The following is a 23,426-nucleotide window of genomic DNA, read 5'->3' on the forward strand; positions in this document are numbered from 1 at the left end:
TTATGAAAATGAATTCCAGTATATGAATAAAAAATGACGACAGTTATCAAAATTATAGTTCTGATGTACTGCCGATTTTTATTGATATTTCATGAGCTGCTTGTTTCACCTTACTAATAAGAAAAGAAAGTCGCTCATCATTAATGCGATGACTAATTAACCCAACACTTAATGCTCCTACTACTTTATGATTAAATCCGATAATTGGTGCAGCTACTGAAGCTGTCCCTTCTGTTTTTTCTCCATAACTGACAGCATATCCTTCGTTTCTTATTTGCTTTATTTGCTCAAGAAGAATTTGCTTTTGTTCTGGTAAAGCAGAAAGTAGCTGCTCAACAATATATTCCATCTCATTTTGTTTCATATTGGCAAGCATCGTTTTATTTGCGGCACCAATCGAAAGAGGAATCTGTTCCCCTAGATTATCAATAACTCGAATTTTTAATGGGCTATCAATTCTTTCAATGATAATAGAATGTGTTCCATTTGGAATGTTCAAATACACACTTTCTTCCACTTCAGAGGCTAATCGCTTCATCACTTCTCTTGCCACAGATCTGTAGTCTACTTTCTCCAATTGGCGTAATCCTATTTCCATCCACATGGGCCCAATTTTGTACTGTTTCGTTTCTGAAATTTGCGTAACTAGCCCATGCTCGATTAGAGAATTAAGTAATCTATGTACTGTACTAACTGGGAGATGTGTTCTGTCCGCTATATCAGAAATGGCCCAATACTCTTTTTCATTAGTAGAATTTAATAACTTTATAATACTTATCGCTCGATCAATGGACTGTACCATAACTCACCTCTACTTCACTTGTAATATGTTAGTACGCTCAATTACCTATCAATTTAACAAAAATCCTAAATGAAATCAATCCATTTATTCAATTTTCTAAAAATAAAAATATGTTGCGAACAATAATTTGAAAGCGTAAACAAAAAAATATTGACTTTTCTTTTTAATTATCTGAAAATTATAACAAGATTTCACATCACGGAATACATTCCACAATACGGAAAAACATCAAGCTTTATTCTATCAACTACGAAAGTGAGGAAAACAATGGCGCAAGTAAATAATACAAACAATGAATTAAAACGTACGATGAAAAGTAGACACTTATTCATGATTGCACTCGGTGGCGTGATTGGAACGGGGTTATTTAACGGATCTGGCTTTATTATAAGTCAGGCTGGACCTGGTGGTTCCGTACTTGCCTTTATTGCTGGTGGATTATTAATGTATTTCGTTATGCTATGTCTTGGTGAGCTCGCTGTAGCCATGCCTGTTTCAGGCTCTTTCCAGGAATATGCCACTAAGTTTATTAATCCTGCAACTGGCTTTACAATCGGATGGTTGTATTGGTTAAGCTGGGCGAATACAACCGGACTTGAATTTACAACTGCCGGCATTACAATGCAGCGCTGGTTTCCTGATATTCCTGTTTGGGTTTGGTGTTTAATATTTGGCGTTACGATTTTCACGATTAATGCACTATCTGCTCGTAGTTATGCAGAAACAGAATTTTGGTTTTCAAGTATAAAAGTATCTGCCATTATCGCTTTTATTATTCTTGGCGGCGCCGCTATGTTCGGTTTTATTGATTTAAAAGGCGACGAACCAGCTCCGCTATTTTCAAATTTCGTAAATCATGGTGGTTTATTCCCAAATGGACTTGCCGCTATTCTTTTAACAATGGTTACAGTCAATTACTCCTTCCAAGGTACAGAACTTGTCGGAATCGCAGCAGGTGAAAGTGAAGATCCAGCAAAAACTTTACCTCGTTCTATTAGAAATATTATATGGCGTACGATGTTTTTCTTCGTCTTAGCAATCTTTGTTCTCGTTGCTTTAATTCCTTGGGAAGAAGCAGGATTAACAAAAAGTCCGTTCGTTGCTGTATTTGATAATATCGGTATTCCATATGCCGCTGATATTATGAACTTTGTTATTCTTACTGCTGTTCTTTCTGTTGCCAATTCAGGATTGTACGCAGCAACTCGCATGCTTTGGTCACTATCAAAAAATGAAATGGCTCCAGCCTTTTTAAAGAAATTGTCATCGCGCGGAATACCTTTAAACGCTTTAATTATGACAATTGCTATTTCTGCTTTTTCTCTTTTAACAAGCGTTGTAGCTGCTGAAACGGTTTACTTATGGCTAATTTCCATCTCTGGAGTTATAACAATCATCGTTTGGATGTCAATTTGTGTTTCTCAATTCTTTTTCCGTAAACATTATGTAGCAGACGGCGGAAAATTAGAAGACTTAAAGTTCAAAACTCCACTTTATCCACTTGTACCAATACTTGGTTTTGGATTGTACGGCATTATATTAATCAGTCTAATCTTTATCCCAGAACAACGACTTGGAATCTATTGCACTGTACCATTTATTATCTTTTGCTACACTTATTATCACTTAAAAGTTAAGAAAAGAATTTCTACTAACACTAATAGTGAGACTAAAATTAGCGAGACGATGTAATACCCTGCTTATATAAAAGACCGCACATGGCTTTCACTTCATGTGCGGTCTTTTATCATTTTAATTCGCTTTAAAATTATATAATGGCTTAATAATATGCTTTATATCTATTGTCTCTTTCGTATTTTCGATAATTTCATTCATTGGCTTGTATACCATTGGCGCCTCATCAATTGTGCTCTCTGCTACCGATGTAGTCCAAACTTCTGTCATCGTATTTTGGAAGTCCTCTAGACTCAATAATTCTTTAGCCTTCTTGCGACTCATGATACGTCCTGCCCCATGCGGACCAGAATAGTTCCAATCTGGATTACCTTTACCAAACGCAATAATTGAACCATCTCTCATATTAATTGGAATAATGACTCGTTCATCTTTCTGAGCTGAAATAGCACCTTTTCGTAGAATCATATTTTCTATGTCTATATAGTTATGTATTGTAGTAAATTGATCGGCTACTTTCCAGTCCATTTTAGTGACAATTTCATCAATCATTGCTTTACGATTTAACGCAGCATACTTTTGAGCAATATTCATGTCATTCATATAATCTTTGAATCCCTGTCCTTCTAAATAAGCTAATTCTTTTCGAATATTAGGCTTCTTTATTCCACGTAAAGTTTCTTGTATTTCTTTTTCTCTCCCCTCTTTCATTAATCTCTTAATAATCTCATCTTTCATTGATGTAACATCAATGAGTTGTTCATATGCGAAGTTCTGATAATACTCTGCTATTTGCTTTCCTAAATTACGAGAACCACTATGAATGACAATATATACATTCCCTTTGTCGTCTTCATTTAGTTCGATGAAATGATTCCCTCCCCCAAGAGTACCTATACTTTTTTGAGCGCGTTGTAATGTAAATGGTGCTCTCACACCATCAAAATCAATCATTTTTGAGAATCGATGTTCTTTATCTCGGATATGAAAACCACTTGGAACAAATTTACGAATTGTTTCGTCTAAATAATCGAAATTAATTTCTTCTTTTTTCTTATCAATTACAACCACTTCCATCCCACACCCAATGTCTACCCCTACAAGATTAGGAACAATTTTATCTTGTATTGTCATTGTTGTTCCAATCGTACACCCTGCTCCCGCATGTGTATCTGGCATAATACGAATTTGACTATCCTTTACAAATTCTTGATTACAAAGATCAATAATCTGCCCAGTCGCAGTTTCATCAACGTTATTTGTAAATACTTTCGCTTCATTGTATTTTCCTTGTAATTTCAACATCTTTCCTGTCCCCTTCCTTTTGAAAGAATTATTTTATTACGTTGTTTCTGTTCTTATCATTACTCTCCTCTACCTTCTGCTTTCCATTATATATGTATGATATCCTTCACAATAATACAAAATAATGATGTTTTATCTTATTTACATAATATGATTATCGTATCCTTGAATTTATACCTACACATGAGTATTCCACGTCCTCAATATCCGTTATATAACAAAAACTCCCCTTAAATCGAAAATGATTAAGGGGAGTTTTATAGACGATGAAATTATAATTCCGATTTCACCCGAACAGAAACATTATTTTTAATTATATTTTTTACATCTTTAAAGCTAACAAAATTGTTACTTTTCTCATCCCAAAGACGGAAACGTAGTGATTGTAAGCTTGTAGCAAGTGTAATTGTTGGTACATTTTTTAACGGAAGCGTATTATTGTGTGCCTCTTCTAGCTTATAATTAGGTACTCTTGGGCTTAAATGGTGAACATGATGGAATCCAATATTACCAGTTAAGAATTGCAAGATTTTTGGAAGTTTATAAAATGAACTTCCTTCTACTGCCGCTTTTACATATTCCCAATCTTTATCCTCTTCAAAATAAGAATCCTCAAAAGTGTGCTGTACGTAAAACAGCCAAATCCCTACTGAACCTGCTATTAAGAATATCGTACCGTGTACGAACAGAAACGATTGCCACCCTATTGCCCAGCAAAGTATTGCTACTACAGCAACGATAATAATATTCGTCAAATACGTATTCATACGTTCTTTCTGTCTTGCACCTTTTCGGTTAAATCTATTTTTAAGCAAGAAAACATAAATCGGACCTAATCCAAACATAACGAATGGATTGCGATATAAACGATATGCTAAACGAAGTCTAAATGGTGCAGCTACATATTCATCGACTGTAAGCGTCCAAATATCTCCTGTACCTCGCTTATCTAAATTACCACTTGTAGCGTGATGAATCGCATGCTCATGCCCCCATTGATCAAATGGGAATAACGTTAACACACCCATACATGTACCTACTATTCTATTTGCACGTCGACTTTTAAAGAATGAATAATGGGTACAATCATGAAAAATTATGAAAATTCGCGTCATAAAACCAGCAGCTAACAAAGATGGAACTAATGCTAACAGATAAGAAACAGACAAACTTTTATAAGCGAGATACCATAAAACAACAAATGGCACGACTGTGTTAATAAGTTGCCACACACTTTTTTTAATTGTTGATTTTTCATACGGAGCAACTTGTTTTTTTAAATTTTTAGTATTTTCTAATGTCATTTTACTAATTCCTTTCCTTTTTGTTGCTAATTCATATTATAGCATACTATTAGTATCAGGTGTTAAAAGTAGATGCAATAAATATTATATACTATAAAAATCTCTTTTTTCTTACTCAATGCTTACAAATTACTTACTCCCCAAATAGCGCTATAATTGGACAAATGGAGCGTTTTATTTATAAAATGAACTTCTACAAACTTTTACACAAGCAGAAAAGAGCTGCCATAAGTCAGTTTCACCGGCTTATGGCAGCTCCTCTTCATTTCATTTTATTTTATCGATAGATCCAAACTGCACCTGCAGACTTGTCTTCAGCTTGACCTACTACTTCAAACTTCAATCCTAGTTTAGGTAACTTACGTCCCGCATCTGGAATAACGCTGTTGATGTATTGCTTAGAATCATCAAATTTTGCAACTCCTGGTAATCCTTTATAGTCAAAGATACCGCGAGTTGGTGAATTTACTTTCCATGCTGGCGTTTGATCAAATGAGAATGCCGCATCGGCAATTTGATAACGTGTACTGCTCTTCACAGTAGGTTGTCCGTTTAATGTTCCTACGATTGCCTCTGGATGAGAATCTACTACTCCAAGGAACCCTTCACCTGGATGAACGCCTACCCAGTTATCTGTAAAGCTTTGATCCGCATACCATACAACCATTCCTGTATTAAATACTGGACCACGTGCATATTGTAATGCAGTATCAGACCCAGCGTAATTACGCCACTCGATATAGTAGTTATGTTTCTTCTGTTCAAATCCGTTAGACACAGTAAATCCTTTTAATGTCATTGCTGGCTGGCCTTCTGCGTCATCAGAGAAAACAACTTTTCCATCTACAGTTAATGCTGCATTGTCTAACGCAAATCCTTTATAAGCTACTGCAATATCTGTTACATACTCAAATTGCAGTTTTACTTTCTTTCCTTTGAATTGATTTAAATCATATGATTTATCAACCCACTTACCATCCGTTGTATCTATACCACCTTTTACATCTTTTTCACCCATTCGATCAATGCGTGTCTTCGTTCCATCTTCTGCAATCGCATATACGTCAAGGAAATCATACTTCGCTTCCAGTTCATAAAATGCCTTATAATCAAACTTAGCATCCTTTGCAGTCGTTAAGTCAAATACTGGTGTCTCAAGTGTTGTATGAATGTCATTTCCTTTCGTGCTGTAATAAAACTTCTTACCAAATGCTGACTCAATATTTTTTATATCTTTGTCTGGCAAGTTAACACGAATGATTCCTGGTCGTTTTGATTTTGTCACACTTTGATCTAAATATGTTGCAGTACCGATTCCCGTGCGAAGTTTATCATAATCTACCTCCACAATATTCGCCCAGTTCCCCTTCATATTTTTTTGGAAAAACTCTTTATTTTGCGGTGAGAAACTTGTTGGCTCTGTACCTGCAATTTTTCCGGCCCAGCTACCGCCGCTCATTATAGACCATGATTCAACTGGTTCACCTTGTCCTGAATACTTTGTATCATATTCATCTGGTAAGCCTAAATCATGACCATACTCATGTGCAAACACACCAACCGCTCCGTCTTCTGGTTCGATTGTATAATCGTATGCAGCCATCTTTCCGCCCCAGTTCGAAACAGAAGATTTTGTACCATCAATCGCATATGGCTTCGACCCTAGTTTTGAACGATGAGACCAAATTGCATCATCTTTCAATTTACCACCGCCAGCTTCTTGACCCACGCCTGCATGTACTACCATTAAATGATCAATAATTCCATCTGGCTCATTTTTATTTCCATCACCATCTTGATCGTATTGATCAAATTGGTCATAATCTGCTAAATTGATACCTTTTGCTACCGCTGCTTTTAATGCTTCTTTCACAAGATCTTTTGGTCCTAAAGGTCCCTTGTTATCATGGCCAGTTCCCGCATCAGCACCGTAATCTGACGCTTTTCCTGGAACAGTAAGCCATTCCGTTACAGTTCCATCAACTGTGTAGCTTCCGCCAGATTGTTCTTCATAATATTGTTTAAATGTATTAATCTTCGATCCATCAAATAACGTAAATGGCTCATCACCAAATAGCATTTTTTGATAATGTTCACGATTAAAGTCCTTAGAATACATATAACCCGGTTCTTGATCAATATTATTATGCTTAAAATCGCTAAATTCTACGAGTAATACAAGTACTTTATCTTTTCGAACAGCCCCATTGTACTCAGCTTGCTTCGCTGGTGTAGTCGGTACTTTTCCATTTAATTTTCCTGGGTTCAAACCTAGACCTTGCCCAGCTACTGATCCTACTTCGGGTTGCTGCGCCTGTTCATTTTCCTTCATTTTTGTATCTTTTACTTTTTTCATAAAATCTGAAGCTTCTTGCGTAAGATTATCTCCTGTCAAGATTTCTTTTCCAGGGTTTTCCCCTTTCTTTTTCTCAACATATTTTTCGACAGCCTTTGATGTCTCAGCTTGTGATGCAGATTGATCGATTACTCCCCGTTGCTTCAGCGCTTCTGCCAAGCGTTCCTCTGGTATTAAATGTTCATCAATTGGTAGAGATGGTGGCGTATCAGCATACGCTGCATGACTTCCAAAAGCAAACGTACTACTTAGCACTGCTGCTGTTGTTAATACCGCTAAAGGTTTTAATTTCTTTTTCTTTTTCTTTTTCAATGTATTTCCTCCCCAGTGTCTGCAAATTATCGATTTTTGCCGATAGCAATATAATATTCGTTATAATACGAATATTCAATCTTTTTAAAGTACTAAAATGTTGAGAAATATTTTTTCTAGGATGAAAAACATAAATAGGTGAATTTACAGGAAGTTCACTCTAGAATTTGTGGTTCTCTTTCCTCTTTTTTTAAGTGAAATCTCATCTACACAAAAATGCCAATTCCTAAGTAGTTGCTAAGGAATTGGCGTTTTTTTAACGAGAATGCTTTATGAATAAACGACTTGCTTCTTCTGGTACATAGAATTTACCATTGCTTTCTACAACAACACTTCCTAATTCATAATCTTTATTCTTAATTCGAATTATATTTTTGTTAACAAATAATTGAGCTGTTACATTATTACGTTTTACTATGAGCACAGGATTTACTGCATTAGTATTATTTACTGTTACAGTTGCACCATTCTGCTTAAAGGCTAATTCACTCTCTACAAATAATTTGTTTGTTACTTCTTCTAAATTAAAGCCCATCGCTTTCGCCATTGTCTTTGCAACGTCCGTGTTTTGAATCAAACCAACTGGCTTTTGAGGACCGTATGAATATAAAAATACATCCTCACCAGTATGCCCTCCTGTTGTGAAGCCTATGTTCGCACGGTTAGCCAATAATGTAGTGAAAATTGGACCTACATCTATTTTCTTTTTAACCACTTTTAACCTTTCTTTTTCATCATAAGTTAAATTGTCCAACCCGTATAATTTAGCTACCTCTTCTACATTGGATATATCAGATTTCAAATTATTGATAGTCCCTTCAAGTGTCATTTTCGCTTTTTTCAACGGATCAATATATGCAGAGACCGGCGTAGTATTATAACCTTTTGTCGTATTCATATTGCCAATAGAAATACCGCTGTTACCATGGTCCGCTACGGCTATTAGCATCGTATTACCATCTTTTTTTGCAAATCTTAATGCTTCTGCAACTGCATTATCAAATGCTAACACATCACTAATCATCCCAATTGGATCATTCACATGTGCAGCCCAATCCGGCTTACTTCCTTCCACAAATAAAAAGAACCCATCTTTATCTTTTGATAACGTTTGAATTGCTTTTTCCGTCATTTGCGAAAGCGTTGGTTGCTCCGGATTTGTTGCTTCACGATCCATATCAAACGCTAAGGCATTATGTGAGAAAGAGCCCCAAATTTTATTAGATTTAGAGTTCAATAATTCATTTTTCGTTTCAACAAAGTCGTATTCTTTGTTTTGAATTACCTTTACTAAATCTTCACCATCTTTTCTTTTTATAGGTAGCAGTGCCGCTTTTCCCCCGCCTAATACGACATCTATATTTTGATACACTTGTTGCTCCGCAATTACGTCAAAATGCTTGCGGTTTACATGGTGAGCAGAGAACCCAGCAGGAGTAGCATGCTGAATTTCAGCTGTAGCAACAATTCCAGTTGCGCGACCAGTACGTTTCGCACCTTCTAAAACATTGGCAACTGGACGTAACTTGTCCTCTTCTTTTATTGATTTTAAGCCAGGTGAACTTACAATAGTAGGTAATACCCCTACATATCCAGAATTCGATTTATTCCCCGTCGCTAAAGCTGTAGCTGCTGGAGCTGAGTCTGTTATAGCTGATTCCGCCGAATATGTACGAACTCCTCCTGTTACAATTTCATCTAATGCAAGTGGTTTCCCTTTATACAAGCGCGCTAATGTAGTTGCTGAAGAACTCGTTCCGTCCATAACCATTATGATTACATTTTTCGGTTGACGTTCTACTTTTTTCACTTTCGCTTCCACCGTATAATCATTCATCATACTTTCAGTACATAACATACTTAGTGTGATCGTTCCTACTAACAGTAACTTCTTCATCTTTAAACCCAATACAAACATGATTGCGCCTCCATTAGTTTCACATTCATTTACATACAAGATTCTGACTGCCTACATATGTTTTATTAGTTCCCAATTTTTCTAAAGCTAACAATAGTAACTTTCTTATTCATTACATGTCGGTATAGTTCATCTATCTTATAAAGAAGATTTTTCATTATTAACTTGTTAAACAATAAATCCCCAATTGAATTAAATAAAAATTTATTGTTTAACAATAAATTTCGTGGTAAATTAATAAGATATTAAATAAATGAGGTGCTTTTTATGAAACAAGGATCAACACTCTTCCTAAAGACAGCTGTGATTCTAATGGGTATCCCTGTTCTTGCTATGTGCATTTTTTTAGTTCCTAAAATAGGGAATTTCGCAGCAGAATTATATCCTGATATTACATATATTAAATATCTTGTATTTATCAACTTATACGCAACAGCAATACCTTATTATTTTGCTTTGTACCAAACATTTAAGCTTTTAAACTATATTGATAAGAACAATGCATTCTCAGAGTTATCTGTTAAAGCTTTAAAAAATATTAAGTACAGCGCACTAGCAATTAGTGTATTATATGTATTAGGTATGCCACTTTTCTATCTTGTGGCAGAGAGAGATGATGCGCCTGGCATTATTATTATTGGAATGATTATGATTTTTGCTTCAATGGTAATCGCGGTCTTTGCTGCCGTTCTCCAAAGACTATTAAAAGATGCGATAGATATAAAATCAGAAAATGATTTAACGGTCTGAGGTGAATAATATGGCAATTATTATTAATATTGATGTAATGTTAGCGAAAAGAAAAATGAGTGTAACAGAGCTTTCGGAGAAGGTTGGAATTACAATGGCTAACCTTTCGATCTTGAAAAACGGAAAAGCAAAAGCAGTTCGGTTTTCAACTTTAGAAGCCATTTGTAAAGCATTAGAATGCCAACCTGGGGATATTTTAGAATATCAACCTGAAGATACCGAATAAAAAGAGTCCTTCTCGTGTGAAGGACTCTTTTTATTTGGTATTACGGAGCAAAACTAACTCGACCAGTCAAAACTAAAATAATCGCGATGATCCAAAATATAAAGAATGATGAGGACAGTATGAATGAAAGAATAGCAATCCCCTTCTTCTCTGTTTTTTTCGTCATTGTAATGATAGAAAGTATGATACCTGCAACTGTCAGGGCAACTGTAATATAATCTCCCACTATATTACCTGCATTCGCTATCCTTGTTGGCGTTATAAAAACGAACAGAAAACATAAAATACCGATGAGTAAACATATGTAGCTTATTATACTGTACTTCTTTTTAGGAACTAGTTCAGTTTTCATACTAACTCACTCCTTCTATATAGCTATAAGTTCATATTAGCACAAATAACCATAATTTGGTTAAATCAAAAAAACAGATACAGCGGGAACTTCCACTGTATCTGTTTTTTATTTAATAACTAAACCTGCTATTTCTTCTTTATCATTATAAGTTATAATGAATGTCCGTTGTTCTTTACTATATTTCGCTACAAGAATAACAGTATATAAGCCATCTTTTTCTTCAATTGATTGTTTTTCAATTTTTTCGAATGTACCAGCTTTCTCTATTATAGGTGTAAGATCTTTCATCTTTTCTTCTGACAATGCAGCTTTCATTTTACTATCAAATTTTTCACGCACGTCTTTATACTTTGCCTCATTTAATAATGATACAATTTCTTCCGCCTTTGGAATAAACTTTTTTGACGTACTTTCATCTACTTTATTACCGGTACATGCCGCGAGCGCGAACGCCACGATAGCACTTATAATAATAAGTAACATTTTTCTCATTTTCATACATCCTTTCTTTTTAAAATGAAACTATAACTAAAAACGAGTAACGCACAAATTGCTATTGAAACTTCTGATATAATGATCCCGCTTTTTCCTGGTACATAAAGTGATATAATGCCCGCTATTGCATTTGCAGCCCCATGGATGAGAATTGCATATACAACATAACGAAATTTTTTTTGGACGACAGCTTGTAATATAATGAAGGAAAGCCCAATATGCAATACCATCGCAAAGATTCGCTCAATACCACCAAGATAATAGCTGTCACCGTTTTGAATGACTGTTTGAGACAATAATAAGGACAAGACCGGGACACCAACTATCAGCACCGCTTCAATACCACCATGCCCTGCTCCAAATAAAAAACCAGACTGCCAATCTCGTTGCTTCATAAAATAACGCATTGCGATAAAACGAGCTATCTCTTCAAAAATTCCAGCTGATATACTAAGCAAAACTGCAAATAGTATGGGCTGCATAACGGAAAACATTTGAAAATCTGTGCTAGTTCCATTTACATAATTCAGTATTGGTATACGAATCAATATTTGTGATACAACAAAAGCCAATACCCCTAACATATATGGAATATAGCGTTTCTTCCAAAAAGCATATAAAAGTGCAATAAGCGGTAAACCAAAGCTAATCATTGTTGTAAAAATAAGACCATTCATCTCGCTTCACCTCTTACTTGAAGTGTATAAAATCGAGTGAAGAAAGTATGTAGTTACTTCTTATTCGGTTTCATTTTCATCATAGATGGTCATTTCATCTCATTTAATATAAATGTTTGCGTGAAATAAGGACTTACATAAGTTGTTTCTAGCGTCGCATTATTTGTTTTATTTATGATACGTTTTAATGAGAATAGCCCGTATCCTCTAGCACCTTCTTTACTTGAATGGTTTTTCTCATAAATTTTTTGCAAATCAATCGCTTCACTCTTTGAACTATTACGCACGATGAAATATTGTCGTGAATCTATTTTAAAGAATGCGATTTGTAATATCTTCTCCTCACTTTGTACTGCTTCTTCAATTGCATTGTCTACTAAAACTGAAATGATGCGAATAAATGAAATAATCGCCATCGAAACACTTTCAATGTTCTCTGGTATATCGAGCATTACTTTTATTTGTTGCTGCTGGGCAGTACCGATTTTCGCTCTTAATACACTTCTTACTTCAGGAATATGTATGCGAGATAATTTTGCGATATCAAGTTCATGATCATTTATTGTTTTTAATGTGGGAGCAATAACATCGTAGTACACTTGCTCAATTTCTTTCACATTTTTTGTACGTATTCCCTCTTCTAACGATAGTAATACATTCATATAATCATGACGGAAACTAGCAAGCTCATCATGCATATTCTCTAATTTCTCCACATAATCTAATAACTCTTTATCTAAACGTTTTTCATGCTCTTCTCGTAACTTTTCTTTCGATAAATGTGAGCTTATTAGTACAATGATTAGTAATAATAAAAAAATAATAATCGCTGAATTATAACTTACTTCACTGTATTGTTGATTTATTTTTGCTAAAAACTCAGTTGACGGCTGAGTTAAAATTAGTTCAATAATAAACCCGACAATTAATAATATGTAAGTTATATAATATAACGGACTACCTACTATATATTGAGCAATTTTTTGAATTCTTTTACGCGCTAATAGAATACCGATAAAAGTAAGTGTCGTTACGGTAAGATGAATTACACTTCCTGTCCATAAATATAAATTGAATGGCGTTAACATAAAGAGTTTCATTCCTAAATCCAAAAGCAACATTTTTACTAACGTTATAATCACCATACTCACTAGTGCAAAATATACATTATGCTTAAGTTTTAGTTCATTTTGCATTAATCCTAAACTTATTAAAAACAACACAATCGTACTATTCAATTCTGGATATCTCGTTACTGTTACGACAATAGCAAGTAAAATAATGAATACCGCACTTAAAGCTATTAACATTCTAACTGACAATCTGTTGTACCGGATTAATTGTATGTATAAAAACGTATGACACATACTAGTAAGCAGTATTGCAAATAAATCATAAATATACATTACATCTCACCCTTTAACATGTTACGTACTTTACTCACTAAACGACGTGATACCGGAATACGTTTCCCGCTTTTTAAAATTATCATTCTTTGATTCGCATCGTAAGAAGACATTTGCTTCGTATTCACGATATAGGATTGATGACATCGAAATAAACGTTCATCTACGAATTCAATTTCCTTTAAAGTTCCATAAAAATAAACGATTCGATCTAACGTCACTAATGCTAACCGGTGCGGTTCATCAGTCATAACATATTCAACTTCATAAAATGGAACCCGCACAGTGGCATTACTATTTTCAACGATAAAGTCATCGGACGGAATACTATGCTTATTTCTTGCTTCATATTGAAGTAAACATTGTTCAAAAACTTTATATCTCTCCTCGTATGGCAACCCTTTATCAATGAAAGTTAAAGCTGATACCATGTATTGATATGAAATAGGTGCAAATTCAGAATGTGTCGTTACAAACACAATAATTCCTTGCGTATCATACTTTCGTATCTCTTGCGCCACTTGTAATCCTTTACGCTCTTCTCTTCTTATCTCTATATCTAAAAAATAGATTGGAACATACCTCGCCTTAGGAATGTTGGTAATAATGTTTTCACTTTTACTAGTTACCTCTATAAAATCAAAAGGCAACATATATTTCTCGCAAATCTCTTCAACTAGTCGCTTCATTTGCTGTGCTTGTATGACATCGTCTTCTAAAATGAAAATACTCATGTAATCACTCGCTTTATTGAAATCTTTTCATCTATAGATTTATCTATAAGTATATAATTCAAATTGTTATACTAATCTCCTTCTAAATTCTTGAAAGGGCTAATTTTCTTTCGTTTTTATAAAGCATAGAAAACACCCTCTACTTTTTGCTTGAAAGTAGAGGGTGTATTTGAATTTTTTATAAAATAACCCCTCTATCAATTACTACCTTAAAAAATTCCGAGTAATGCGATAAAGAATAATCTGCTACATCACAATCCCCTTGAAACATACATGTTGAAATACCTAATTCTTTTGCAGGTAATAAATCTAACTCTCTATCACCAATAGCTAAATCAATATTGTGCTTTTTATGCAAATAATCATAAGATAAAGGGTTCGGTTTTCGGGGGAAACCATCGTCAATTGTAACCATGTCGACGAAGTATTTGTCCCAGCCGTAATATTCTAAAATTTCCATAACCCCCGCCCTATGTTTATGAGTCATAATCACATTTTTATCCGCATATTTCAAAATCTCTTCAACACCTCTAAAAGGTTTCATATCTTTTGGAGTGATTTTCCCCTTCAAAATTTTAATCCTTTCTTCCTGTTCACGTGAAATATTATAATACTGAATTGCATGAGAATATGATATTTTTAGATTTTTGTAAATTTCTTGTTCATCTACACTATCACCCAATATTTCAGATAGCATCATTGTATATGCAGGATACGTATCAAATAACGTACCATCAAAATCCCATAAAATATTCATTATGTCCACCTTCTATTTTCAAATCATTTGATGATTAAATCCGCCCTATCCTTCGGCGATTCCATCTCTAAGTAATAATCCTCTGCTTTCCAATACCTATTTTGAAACTTCGAAAGTTTCTTTTGGGTCTCTTCGCTTTCCCGTAGAAACCGTGTCTCTCTTGGAAAATCCAAGTACACCATATAATGAAAGAAATCTCTCCATTCTTTTCGCTGTAGAAAAACACCTTCAATTACAATTACGCCTACTATGGGAATCTGTACTTTTTTCATTTCACATGAGTCTACCTCATCATTATAGAACGGTAATTTCAGCCTCGTTTCATTATGTAACTTTTGAAAAAACTTTTGCCGAAGCCACTCAATATCCCATTGCAAATAATAATACTCATACCATTCTTCAAATCCGGTATCATAGCGTTTATTACGCTCCACTATATGATCATCAATATGAAAAATATGAAACGGAATGCTTTCCTGTTTCATATTTTCCTTTAAATTTGCAACAAATGTTGTTTTTCCTGAACGACTTAAACCATCTATCCCTAAAATGAATCTATTTTTCCTATGTTTCTTCATAATAGTTATAAGTTCGTTTGTACTCATTATTTCTTCCACTCTTCTTTTAATAAAGAATACAAAATCGTATCATGCGCAACTCCATTTTGAATCATATGTTTTCGAAGTAATCCTTCTTCTTGAAATCCTGCTTTACTTAATAATTTTTGAGAAGCTTTATTTTCTACATATACAACAGCAGCAATTCTTATAAGTTGCAACTTTTCAAACCCGTAAGCTAAAATCGCCTGTAACGCTTCCGATGCGTATCCTTGTCCCCAATATGTATCGTCTAATTCATAACCAATTTCAGCTCGCTTATGATGATGGTTAATTAAATGAAAACCACACGTTCCGATTAATTGGCCCGTCCCCTTTTTCTCTATTCCCCAGCGAAATACACTTCCCTCTTCATAACGATTTTTAAACGTTTGAATCGTTGTTTTCGCTTGCTCAATATTTTCGAAAGAATCCATTCCGAAATAACGTATAACAGATTCTTTTGAAAAATAACGGAACATCGTTTCTGCATCTAACAGCGTTAATTCTCTTAATTGTAAACGTTCTGTTTCTAGTTTCGGAAACCCCATCTCTTTTTCTCCTTCTATTCTAATGAACTGCAAATTTCAATATAATTCCCATCTGGATCAGCAATGTATGCAATTGTTTGTCCCCACGGCTTTACAATTGGTTCAACTAAAATCGTAATACCTTGTTCTCTAAATTGCTCAATCGCTTCTTCTACATTTTCAACAACGAATCCTAATTCAAAATGAGAAGATTGTAACTCACCTTCTGTAAGTGGTAATCCTGTTAATTCTTTCACGTCTTGCCGCGTATTCATTGCTAATATTGTAGATCCCGTATTAAATTCAATATATGTACCGTGCTCTGCTTTTATAGGCAACTGTAAAATATCTTTATAGAATTTTAAACATTCCTCAAACTTTTCTACATATAAAATGATGTACTTCATTTTTAAATTCATTTTACTTCCCCCTTTATATCCATCCCTAAAATTTCGACAAAAGTCTCATAAAAACCTTGTTTCCTATAGTAGCGAGCACAAAAAAAATGAGGCCGATTTCTCGGCCCCCCAGCTTATTGGCATAAAACAGGAGATTTGGTTTGGACATAACCAGTTCGTACTCTTATTATATTTTATTTTTTCTGAATTTTAAATACATTAAACACCTATTTATATTGAGAAAGTTTTTTTGTTTGCATAAAATTAATAAGTTTAAGAAATGCTACAAATGGAGGTGTATACATATGGAACCAATGCTATGTCCAAGTTGTAAAACGAACCGCACTCGCTTTAATATTCTTGAGCAACAAGTAAAACCCGTTAAGTTAAATCCACAAACTGGTCAAGTAGAAGAGGAATACACAAATGAAACGATGAATGCTTTTCATATGGCCTATCAAGGACCTACTTACCGTGTCCAATGTGCTGTATGCGGACTTGTTGAAAATCCTGAACAATTTATTAAACCTGCTCAAAATCAGTCTTTCTAATAAAAACATGATTATCCCTTGTAGAAATAGATTTTTCTATAGGGGATTTTTTCTTTAAATACGGTAATAAAAAACGTATCTCTTCCTTATTATATGTTAAACTTTACACTCTTTTATTAATGTTCATAAAAGGGTTATTTATCAAGTAATATTAATATACAAATAATTTTAACTGGTGATTATTATTGAAAATCATTTCTTTTTCGTTTATGATTTTTTCAGTTTAATTACTTGTGTTGCAAATGGTATTTCTACAACAAAATTATAAAGTTTTTATTATGTAAAAAAGAGTGAACAAATTATGTTTATATAAAGACAAAAGAAGTTGATCCCGGTATCTCCTCTTCTCTCATCAACTTCTTTTAAACTCTACTTTTTATTATAATATTTCACTTTTTAATTTCTTAATTTTCCAAGTGAGTCTTATAAAGAAGTATATCCACATACAACCTGTAAGACCCGTCATAGCTTTCGCCCACATTGGCACTCTTGATTCCATCGGGCTTATAAATAGATTGTACATTGATGGTAATATAGTTGCTAACATAATAACAAAGAATACTAATAACTGATTTAGTTTTTGTATTCTCGTCTCCTTTTCTGAGTAAATATCAGGCAATTCATTTACTTCTTCTACTTCTTTACAAAAATAATTCCAGCTTGTGAAACTTGTTACGCGTTTCCAGCCTGACATTTCGTATATTTCGAAATACTCTTGTTGTTGTTCTTTCGAATCTCTATAAACCAATCTAAAATCAGCTTTGTATATTACATCTTTTGGCTCCGTTTTCTGAAACGTATATATTAAATTATATTTTTGTAATGCCCAACCTTGCTGATGCATCTTTCGTAAAAAAGCTTCTTCTTTTTCTAAATTCCATGCCGTAAAAAACTTAAATACTCTTTTTGCCTCCATCTTCCATTCACTCCCCTAATATACTATTTCCATTCCTTACAGATCTCTGCAATCTGTTATACTCGAGCTCCAACACTTCTCTCCCAAACGGCGTTAACTCATAGCACTTCTTTCTATCTGTAGAAGCCACTTCAACTATTAACTTCTCTTTTAGTAACTTCGTCGTATTCCCGTATAAAGTTCCAGGACCGAGCTTTACTTCTCCATTTGTCATCTCTTCTACCAATTGCATAATTCCATATCCGTGCATTGGTTTCACTAGGGATAACAATATGTAATATGTCGCCTCAGTTAACGGAATATATTTTCTCGCTTTCGTATTCATTATAACCACCTCCGATACATCGCTTTATGATATATCGACTTACGATACATCGTATACCGATATTATATATTCACATTCCAAAATATGCAAGAATATAATTTAATAATTGAATATTTATTTCTTTGAATTGAAAAACCGTATAAATTTTCTGAATAATTTGTTAAAATATAGAAATATCCGTTTATATTTTGAAAGGAATGATACATATGATAAATAAATTGAAAGAAAATATAGGATCAGTTTTTGTAGGTAAAGAAAATGTTATAGATCTATTAATTGTTTCCTTGCTTGCTGACGGTCATGTACTTCTTGAGGATGTACCTGGTACTGGGAAAACGTTACTTGCGAAAACACTTTCAAAAAGTATTGGTGGTAATTTTTCTCGCGTTCAATTTACACCCGATGTACTTCCGAGTGATGTGACAGGTATTGAATACTTCAATCCGAAAACGAGCGAATTCGAGTTAAGACTAGGACCAGTCGTGGCAAATATTTTATTGGCAGATGAAATTAACCGTGCAATGCCAAGAACACAGTCTAGTTTATTAGAAGCGATGGAAGAACGACAAGTGACGCTTGAAAAGCAGTCAACTCCTCTTCCAAAACCGTTCTTTGTTATTGCGACGCAAAATCCAATTGAATCACAAGGAACGTTCCCTCTTCCAGATGCACAGCTTGATCGCTTTTTAATGACAATTTCTATAGGTTATCCAAATCCTGAAGATGAACTACAAATGATGCGACGTTTCCGTAACGACGCACCACTAGAAAGTGTCACATCTGTTATTACTTTAGATGATATTTTAGAGGCACAGAAACGAGTAAAAAAGATTTTCATATCAGAACCGTTAGAACATTACATTATTAAACTTGCTCATGCTACAAGAAATCATGATTATATCGCTAACGGTGTAAGTCCACGTGCCACATTAGCTTTAGTACGTGCTGTTCAAGCTTTAGCCTTTTTACGAGAGAGAGAATATTGCACACCAGAAGATATACAATTGTTAGTTCCTTCTGTTTGGAATCACCGTATCGTCTTATCAATGGAAGGCGCATTACGTACGACAAAAAATGAAATGATGCAAAAGATTTTAAAAGAGGTTGACGTACCAGTGGAGATTGAACAAACATGAATGGACAGCGCGTTGTAACTGTACCTTTATTTTTTCAACTTCATATTATTCAACTATCTGTGCCAGGCGCGATACTATTTACATTTTTTATGCCGCAACGAATCATTATGTTTTTCTTTTTCTTCTACTATTTATTTGCGATTTTCATTTATAAATATGTCGCTTACATAGAGAAAAAGTTTCAAGTAATAAATGAGAAACAAACAACTCGGCTTTTCCCTGATGAATCTGGACAGTTTTTTATTCATTTAAAAAATGGAGCAAATATACCACTCGTTAATGGTGTTTGTTATTTTCATTTAGATCCGTCCCTACTACCGAATAAAGATCAAGGAATTGAACAAATATCAAAAACACTATTCTCTTTTCCATTTTCACAACCTGCTCATTCAGCGCAAAAATGGGATTTATCATTAACCGCTACGAAGCGTGGCGTGTTTCAAATTGAACAATTCGAATGTGTTTTGAAAGATCCTTTTCATTTATTATCTGTACATTTACCTGTATTTGATAAATTAAGAACTGAAATTATTGTGTACCCTTCTCCTAAAGAAGTAGCAGGTTTGCAAGAACTTCAGCAACTTTTAAATGGATCTTATCGAACCAATTTTTCTTTTTACAATGATGAAACATCTATTATCGGTGTGAAACGATATGAACGTGAGTCTTTCCGTTCTATTCATTGGAAAGCATCTGCTAAAATGCAGGAATTACAGGCGAAGCAATATGAACCTGTAAAAAATTATAGTTGGACGATCTGTCTTTCTTTAGCTGCTGATCGCGGGTTTGGTTGGAAAGATAATATAGAAGATCTTATTTCATTTGCAACATACATTTGTCAATACGCTACGAAGCATCAAATACCGTTTGAATTATTTATTAGTATATTAGCTGAAGGTGGTCCTCTGCACTTACCATTAAATGAAGGGCAAACTCATTACGCAAAAGCTTTAGAGGAATTGGCACGTATTTCAGACGATAGCACATTAATTCCGAAACAAGGATTTCTCCATTATACAAATAGAAAAGGAGAACGATCCTCTACAATGATTTACATCGGCTTGCAGAAGAATGACCTCTCTCTTCTATCGCAACCTACGTTTCTCATAAATAACGAAGGGATGGTGGAAAAGCTTGAAAACTTGGCTCTATCACGTTAATGACTTTATTCTGCTGCTCCTCCTTTCGTTATTAACAGAAAGGGACGAACTTGTTGCTGTTGTTATATTTTTAGCAACAGGCTATATTGGTGTATTTCTTATTCATATATTAATGAAGAAAAAAACAACAGGATTTGTCATACTGTTAATAACTCAAATAATCGGTTGTTCTATTTTTCTCCCTTTCTCTCTATTTGGCACAATTATGTTACCGCTTTTCTTCTTTATCGTACATGTAGTTGGACCAGGATACCCAGTTCAAAAATCGTTAGGTGGTATTGTTTGGTTTGGTGTTTCAGCTATATTTTATGCTCCTTTTCCACCACTCGGGAAACTATTACTATTAGTTATACACATTATGATTACATTTTGGTTAACTGGGGCAAATCGTAATCAACAGTTATTACGTTTCGCTTCTATTATTACGATTGGTGTAATGAGTATAGTACTTATTCAAGTGTTTCCTTTCATTCGGCTTGTTTTTTCATTTATCATAGAAGCAGTTGCATTAGGGTTCGGATACGCTATTAATCCATTATTTTCAGCAGCCGCGTTAAAAGAAACAGATGATTTTTGGTCGAATAAAGGAAATCTAAAAGATCCTACAATTAAGGATGGATTGGAGCCACGTCCTTTTGATCCAACTCTTATAAATAGCATAACCATAATAGCCTGTGCAGCCATTGCTATTTATGTCGTTTGGAAAATAATAAAAAAACGAAAACAATTCAGTTTACCAAATATACCTGTCTTTGAATCTACTATCATCACTGATAAAGAAGGCATGAGCCAAAAACGTTTGAAACGAAACAAACCGCCACATAACGAAATTCGAAAAGAGATTTTTAAGCTTGAAAGTAAGTTAACTCCCCCTTTAAATAGAAATCGAGGAGAAACTATTGAGGCATGGTTAGATAGAATAAATAGTGAAGAAGATGTAAATATTCAGAGTCATATTATTATTAATGCTTATAATACAGTGCGTTATTCAAATGAGGAAAACATCGTACTTTTGCAGGAATTTAAGGATGAAATTCATAAGCTTTACATGTATCAGAAGGATTTAAAGAAAAGGAAAAAATAATACAACAAAAAGACTCCTATTTTCATAGGAGTCTTTTTATACTTCTACGTTACTTTTTAAATTGAGGCGTTTTTCCCTGCTTCAATCTCTAATGACTCTTCATGCCACCAAAGTGTTTCTTCAGGGTCTTCTTTAGCGATTTGGTGTGCTTCTTTTTTCGTTTCTACTGTAGGATATGAACCTTTTAGCGCGCGTCCTGATGTTGTAACGAATAGAACACTAAATACGACTAATCCAATGATACTTACACCTGTTAAATAAAATGCCGGTGCTAGCGGGTTACCAGTCGCATGAACTAAGTATGAACATACAAGTGGTGTTGTTCCACCGAATATTGATACAGAAATATTAAATGAGATCGAAAGTGCTCGATAACGTACATCGGTGAAAAAGAGTGATGGTAATAATGACGGTAATGTTCCTTCATACACACTTAGGAAGAAACCTAATATGAAAATACCTGCAAATATAGCGGCAATATGTCCGTTACCAATCAGTAAAAATGCTGGAATTGCAAATACAGTTAAACCAAGTAAGCCGATTTGCACGACGCGTTTATTACCAATTTTATCACTTAATTTACCGAAATAAAGTGCTAGCGGAATCATAAGTGCCATCGTAATTGAAATAATTAATAAGCCCGTTGTTTCTTTGACTTTAAGTACTTGAGTTAGATAAGAAGGAATATACGAAAGAATCATATAATTTGTAATATTAAAGAAGGCGACAATTACTGTGCTTAATAAGAAGTCTTTTTTGTGATATTTCATAATATCCATAAATGAAAATTGTTCATTGTCTTCAGATTCCTCTTGTGCTTTTTCCATCTCTTCAAAGATGGGAGATTCATCTAAATGACGGCGTAAATATAAACCGACCAAGCCAATTGGTGCAGCTATTAAGAAAGGAATACGCCAGCCCCAGCTGAGCATTTGTTCATCTGTTAACAATAACGTCAAAATGGTAACAATTACCGAAGCAGCAATGTAACCTGAGAGTGTTCCAATTTCAAGACCACTACCGAGTATACCACGCTTTTTATCTGGAGAAGATTCTGCGATATAAACCATTGCACCTGAATATTCGCCGCCTGTAGAGAAGCCTTGAATCATTCGGGCAACTAAAAGTAGTATTGGTGCCCATACACCAATTTGTTCATAGGTTGGTAGTAATGCGATGAATAATGTAGAAAGTGCCATTAAAATAATAGTAGTACTTAACACGATTTTTCGGCCGTACTTATCTCCTATTCTACCAAAGAATACACCTCCGATTGGTCGAACGAGAAAGGCTGCAGCAAATGTACCAAATGTAAGTACAAGTTGCAATCCACTATTATCAACACCTGAGAAGAATAATTGACTTAAAATTACCGCTAAATACGCGTATAATCCGAAGTCAAACCACTCCATTGCATTCCCTATACCAGTAGCAACTACTGCTTTCCTGGCTTGTTTAGGATTGACAATATTAACGTCTTGAGGTTCAAAATTTAAATCATTATTTTGTTGCATATAATAAAACAGCTCCTTATTTAATTTAACTTCTTTAAGCACACCTTCTCTTATTGAATAAAATTAATTCGAAGCACTTAAGGAAAATTAACGTCTCCTTATCTGTTATTATTGTTTCACATAATTAATTATTTGTCCAATGAGATGCTCTCTATGTTAAGTAATTTACTATTTTAAAAAGCTG

The 23,426-nt window shown here is 34.3% G+C and carries 24 protein-coding genes; 7 read left to right on the top strand and 17 right to left on the bottom strand.

The features are described 5' to 3' along the window. Positions 1 to 52: 52 nt before the first annotated feature. Positions 53 to 802 carry an IclR family transcriptional regulator gene (locus tag MR079_RS00150; RefSeq protein WP_139865950.1) on the bottom strand — a complete coding sequence of 250 codons (750 nt, stop codon included), beginning with the start codon at positions 800 to 802 and terminating at the stop codon, positions 53 to 55. Positions 803 to 1,069: 267 nt separating this feature from the next. Between MR079_RS00150 and MR079_RS00155 the strand changes: the two genes are divergently transcribed. Continuing rightward, complete coding sequence (locus MR079_RS00155; protein WP_138321794.1) at positions 1,070 to 2,494, top strand: amino acid permease; 1,425 nt, start codon at positions 1,070 to 1,072, stop codon at positions 2,492 to 2,494. 60 nt (positions 2,495 to 2,554) lie between these two features. Here MR079_RS00155 and MR079_RS00160 read toward each other — a convergent pair whose 3' ends face one another. The 4 genes from MR079_RS00160 to MR079_RS00175 all read right to left on the bottom strand — a co-directional run bounded on the left by MR079_RS00160 (position 2,555) and on the right by MR079_RS00175 (position 9,632). Beyond that, positions 2,555 to 3,742, bottom strand: a complete 1,188-nt coding sequence (locus MR079_RS00160; RefSeq protein ID WP_242293253.1) for an RtcB family protein — start codon at positions 3,740 to 3,742, stop codon at positions 2,555 to 2,557. Between the two features lie 272 nt (positions 3,743 to 4,014). Further along, complete coding sequence (gene desA, locus MR079_RS00165) at positions 4,015 to 5,046, bottom strand: Delta(5) desaturase DesA (RefSeq protein WP_000171515.1); 1,032 nt, start codon at positions 5,044 to 5,046, stop codon at positions 4,015 to 4,017. 277 nt (positions 5,047 to 5,323) lie between these two features. Further along, positions 5,324 to 7,714: an immune inhibitor A domain-containing protein gene (locus MR079_RS00170; RefSeq protein ID WP_242293254.1), complete on the bottom strand. Its 2,391-nt coding sequence runs from the start codon at positions 7,712 to 7,714 to the stop codon at positions 5,324 to 5,326. A gap of 256 nt (positions 7,715 to 7,970) precedes the next feature. Next, positions 7,971 to 9,632, bottom strand: coding sequence for an alkaline phosphatase (locus MR079_RS00175; protein ID WP_242293255.1), 1,662 nt, complete (start codon positions 9,630 to 9,632; stop codon positions 7,971 to 7,973). A gap of 267 nt (positions 9,633 to 9,899) precedes the next feature. On the opposite strand from MR079_RS00175, the gene MR079_RS00180 reads away from it, so the two are divergent. Together MR079_RS00180 and MR079_RS00185 are read left to right on the top strand one after the other, a co-directional pair. Next, on the top strand, positions 9,900 to 10,382 hold the full coding sequence (locus MR079_RS00180; protein ID WP_242293256.1) for a DUF2975 domain-containing protein: 483 nt from the start codon (positions 9,900 to 9,902) through the stop codon (positions 10,380 to 10,382). 10 nt (positions 10,383 to 10,392) lie between these two features. Then, the gene (locus MR079_RS00185) at positions 10,393 to 10,608 is read left to right on the top strand and encodes a helix-turn-helix domain-containing protein (protein ID WP_000974619.1); all 216 of its coding nucleotides are present in this window, start codon (positions 10,393 to 10,395) and stop codon (positions 10,606 to 10,608) included. Positions 10,609 to 10,648: 40 nt separating this feature from the next. Here the strand turns inward: MR079_RS00185 and MR079_RS00190 are convergent, their stop codons facing one another. The 9 genes from MR079_RS00190 to MR079_RS00230 all read right to left on the bottom strand — a co-directional run bounded on the left by MR079_RS00190 (position 10,649) and on the right by MR079_RS00230 (position 16,577). Then, on the bottom strand, positions 10,649 to 10,960 hold the full coding sequence (locus MR079_RS00190; RefSeq protein ID WP_000845972.1) for a hypothetical protein: 312 nt from the start codon (positions 10,958 to 10,960) through the stop codon (positions 10,649 to 10,651). Between the two features lie 108 nt (positions 10,961 to 11,068). Beyond that, positions 11,069 to 11,455 (bottom strand): DUF3887 domain-containing protein, encoded by a 387-nt coding sequence (locus tag MR079_RS00195; RefSeq protein ID WP_242293257.1) that lies wholly within the window; start codon positions 11,453 to 11,455, stop codon positions 11,069 to 11,071. Positions 11,456 to 11,457: 2 nt separating this feature from the next. Continuing rightward, positions 11,458 to 12,135, bottom strand: coding sequence for a YhfC family intramembrane metalloprotease (locus MR079_RS00200; RefSeq protein ID WP_242293258.1), 678 nt, complete (start codon positions 12,133 to 12,135; stop codon positions 11,458 to 11,460). A gap of 89 nt (positions 12,136 to 12,224) precedes the next feature. Further along, complete coding sequence (locus MR079_RS00205) at positions 12,225 to 13,541, bottom strand: GHKL domain-containing protein (RefSeq protein WP_139865957.1); 1,317 nt, start codon at positions 13,539 to 13,541, stop codon at positions 12,225 to 12,227. After that, positions 13,541 to 14,275, bottom strand: coding sequence for a LytR/AlgR family response regulator transcription factor (locus MR079_RS00210; protein WP_242293259.1), 735 nt, complete (start codon positions 14,273 to 14,275; stop codon positions 13,541 to 13,543). The genes MR079_RS00205 and MR079_RS00210 overlap by 1 nt, the downstream gene beginning before the upstream one ends. Before the next feature lie 178 nt (positions 14,276 to 14,453). After that, positions 14,454 to 15,032 carry an HAD-IA family hydrolase gene (locus MR079_RS00215; RefSeq protein WP_242293260.1) on the bottom strand — a complete coding sequence of 193 codons (579 nt, stop codon included), beginning with the start codon at positions 15,030 to 15,032 and terminating at the stop codon, positions 14,454 to 14,456. A gap of 23 nt (positions 15,033 to 15,055) precedes the next feature. After that, positions 15,056 to 15,637, bottom strand: coding sequence for a kinase (locus MR079_RS00220; RefSeq protein WP_139865960.1), 582 nt, complete (start codon positions 15,635 to 15,637; stop codon positions 15,056 to 15,058). Next, a complete protein-coding gene (locus MR079_RS00225; RefSeq protein ID WP_242293261.1) occupies positions 15,637 to 16,179 on the bottom strand; it encodes a GNAT family N-acetyltransferase in 543 nt (180 codons plus the stop codon). The genes MR079_RS00220 and MR079_RS00225 overlap by 1 nt, the downstream gene beginning before the upstream one ends. Before the next feature lie 14 nt (positions 16,180 to 16,193). Beyond that, the gene (locus tag MR079_RS00230) at positions 16,194 to 16,577 is read right to left on the bottom strand and encodes a VOC family protein (RefSeq protein ID WP_242293262.1); all 384 of its coding nucleotides are present in this window, start codon (positions 16,575 to 16,577) and stop codon (positions 16,194 to 16,196) included. 284 nt (positions 16,578 to 16,861) lie between these two features. On the opposite strand from MR079_RS00230, the gene MR079_RS00235 reads away from it, so the two are divergent. Further along, positions 16,862 to 17,107 (top strand): hypothetical protein, encoded by a 246-nt coding sequence (locus MR079_RS00235; RefSeq protein ID WP_000433609.1) that lies wholly within the window; start codon positions 16,862 to 16,864, stop codon positions 17,105 to 17,107. 379 nt (positions 17,108 to 17,486) lie between these two features. Here the strand turns inward: MR079_RS00235 and MR079_RS00240 are convergent, their stop codons facing one another. Both MR079_RS00240 and MR079_RS00245 read right to left on the bottom strand, forming a co-directional pair. Beyond that, a complete protein-coding gene (locus MR079_RS00240; RefSeq protein WP_242293263.1) occupies positions 17,487 to 18,023 on the bottom strand; it encodes a DUF2812 domain-containing protein in 537 nt (178 codons plus the stop codon). Positions 18,024 to 18,030: 7 nt separating this feature from the next. Beyond that, positions 18,031 to 18,348 (bottom strand): PadR family transcriptional regulator, encoded by a 318-nt coding sequence (locus tag MR079_RS00245; protein WP_001092635.1) that lies wholly within the window; start codon positions 18,346 to 18,348, stop codon positions 18,031 to 18,033. A gap of 206 nt (positions 18,349 to 18,554) precedes the next feature. Between MR079_RS00245 and MR079_RS00250 the strand changes: the two genes are divergently transcribed. The 3 genes from MR079_RS00250 to MR079_RS00260 are packed head-to-tail and all read left to right on the top strand — an operon-like array spanning position 18,555 to position 21,728. Then, a complete protein-coding gene (locus MR079_RS00250; RefSeq protein WP_242293264.1) occupies positions 18,555 to 19,484 on the top strand; it encodes an AAA family ATPase in 930 nt (309 codons plus the stop codon). Next, on the top strand, positions 19,481 to 20,644 hold the full coding sequence (locus MR079_RS00255; RefSeq protein WP_242293265.1) for a DUF58 domain-containing protein: 1,164 nt from the start codon (positions 19,481 to 19,483) through the stop codon (positions 20,642 to 20,644). Before MR079_RS00250 ends, MR079_RS00255 begins: the two co-directional genes overlap by 4 nt. Next, a complete protein-coding gene (locus tag MR079_RS00260; RefSeq protein ID WP_242293266.1) occupies positions 20,619 to 21,728 on the top strand; it encodes a DUF4018 domain-containing protein in 1,110 nt (369 codons plus the stop codon). Before MR079_RS00255 ends, MR079_RS00260 begins: the two co-directional genes overlap by 26 nt. Before the next feature lie 56 nt (positions 21,729 to 21,784). Here the strand turns inward: MR079_RS00260 and MR079_RS00265 are convergent, their stop codons facing one another. Beyond that, positions 21,785 to 23,242 (bottom strand): MFS transporter, encoded by a 1,458-nt coding sequence (locus MR079_RS00265; RefSeq protein ID WP_001186944.1) that lies wholly within the window; start codon positions 23,240 to 23,242, stop codon positions 21,785 to 21,787. Positions 23,243 to 23,426 lie beyond the last annotated feature (184 nt).

It is taken from the genome of Bacillus cereus group sp. BfR-BA-01381 (assembly GCF_022663555.1).
Classification (GTDB): domain Bacteria; phylum Bacillota; class Bacilli; order Bacillales; family Bacillaceae_G; genus Bacillus_A; species Bacillus_A pacificus.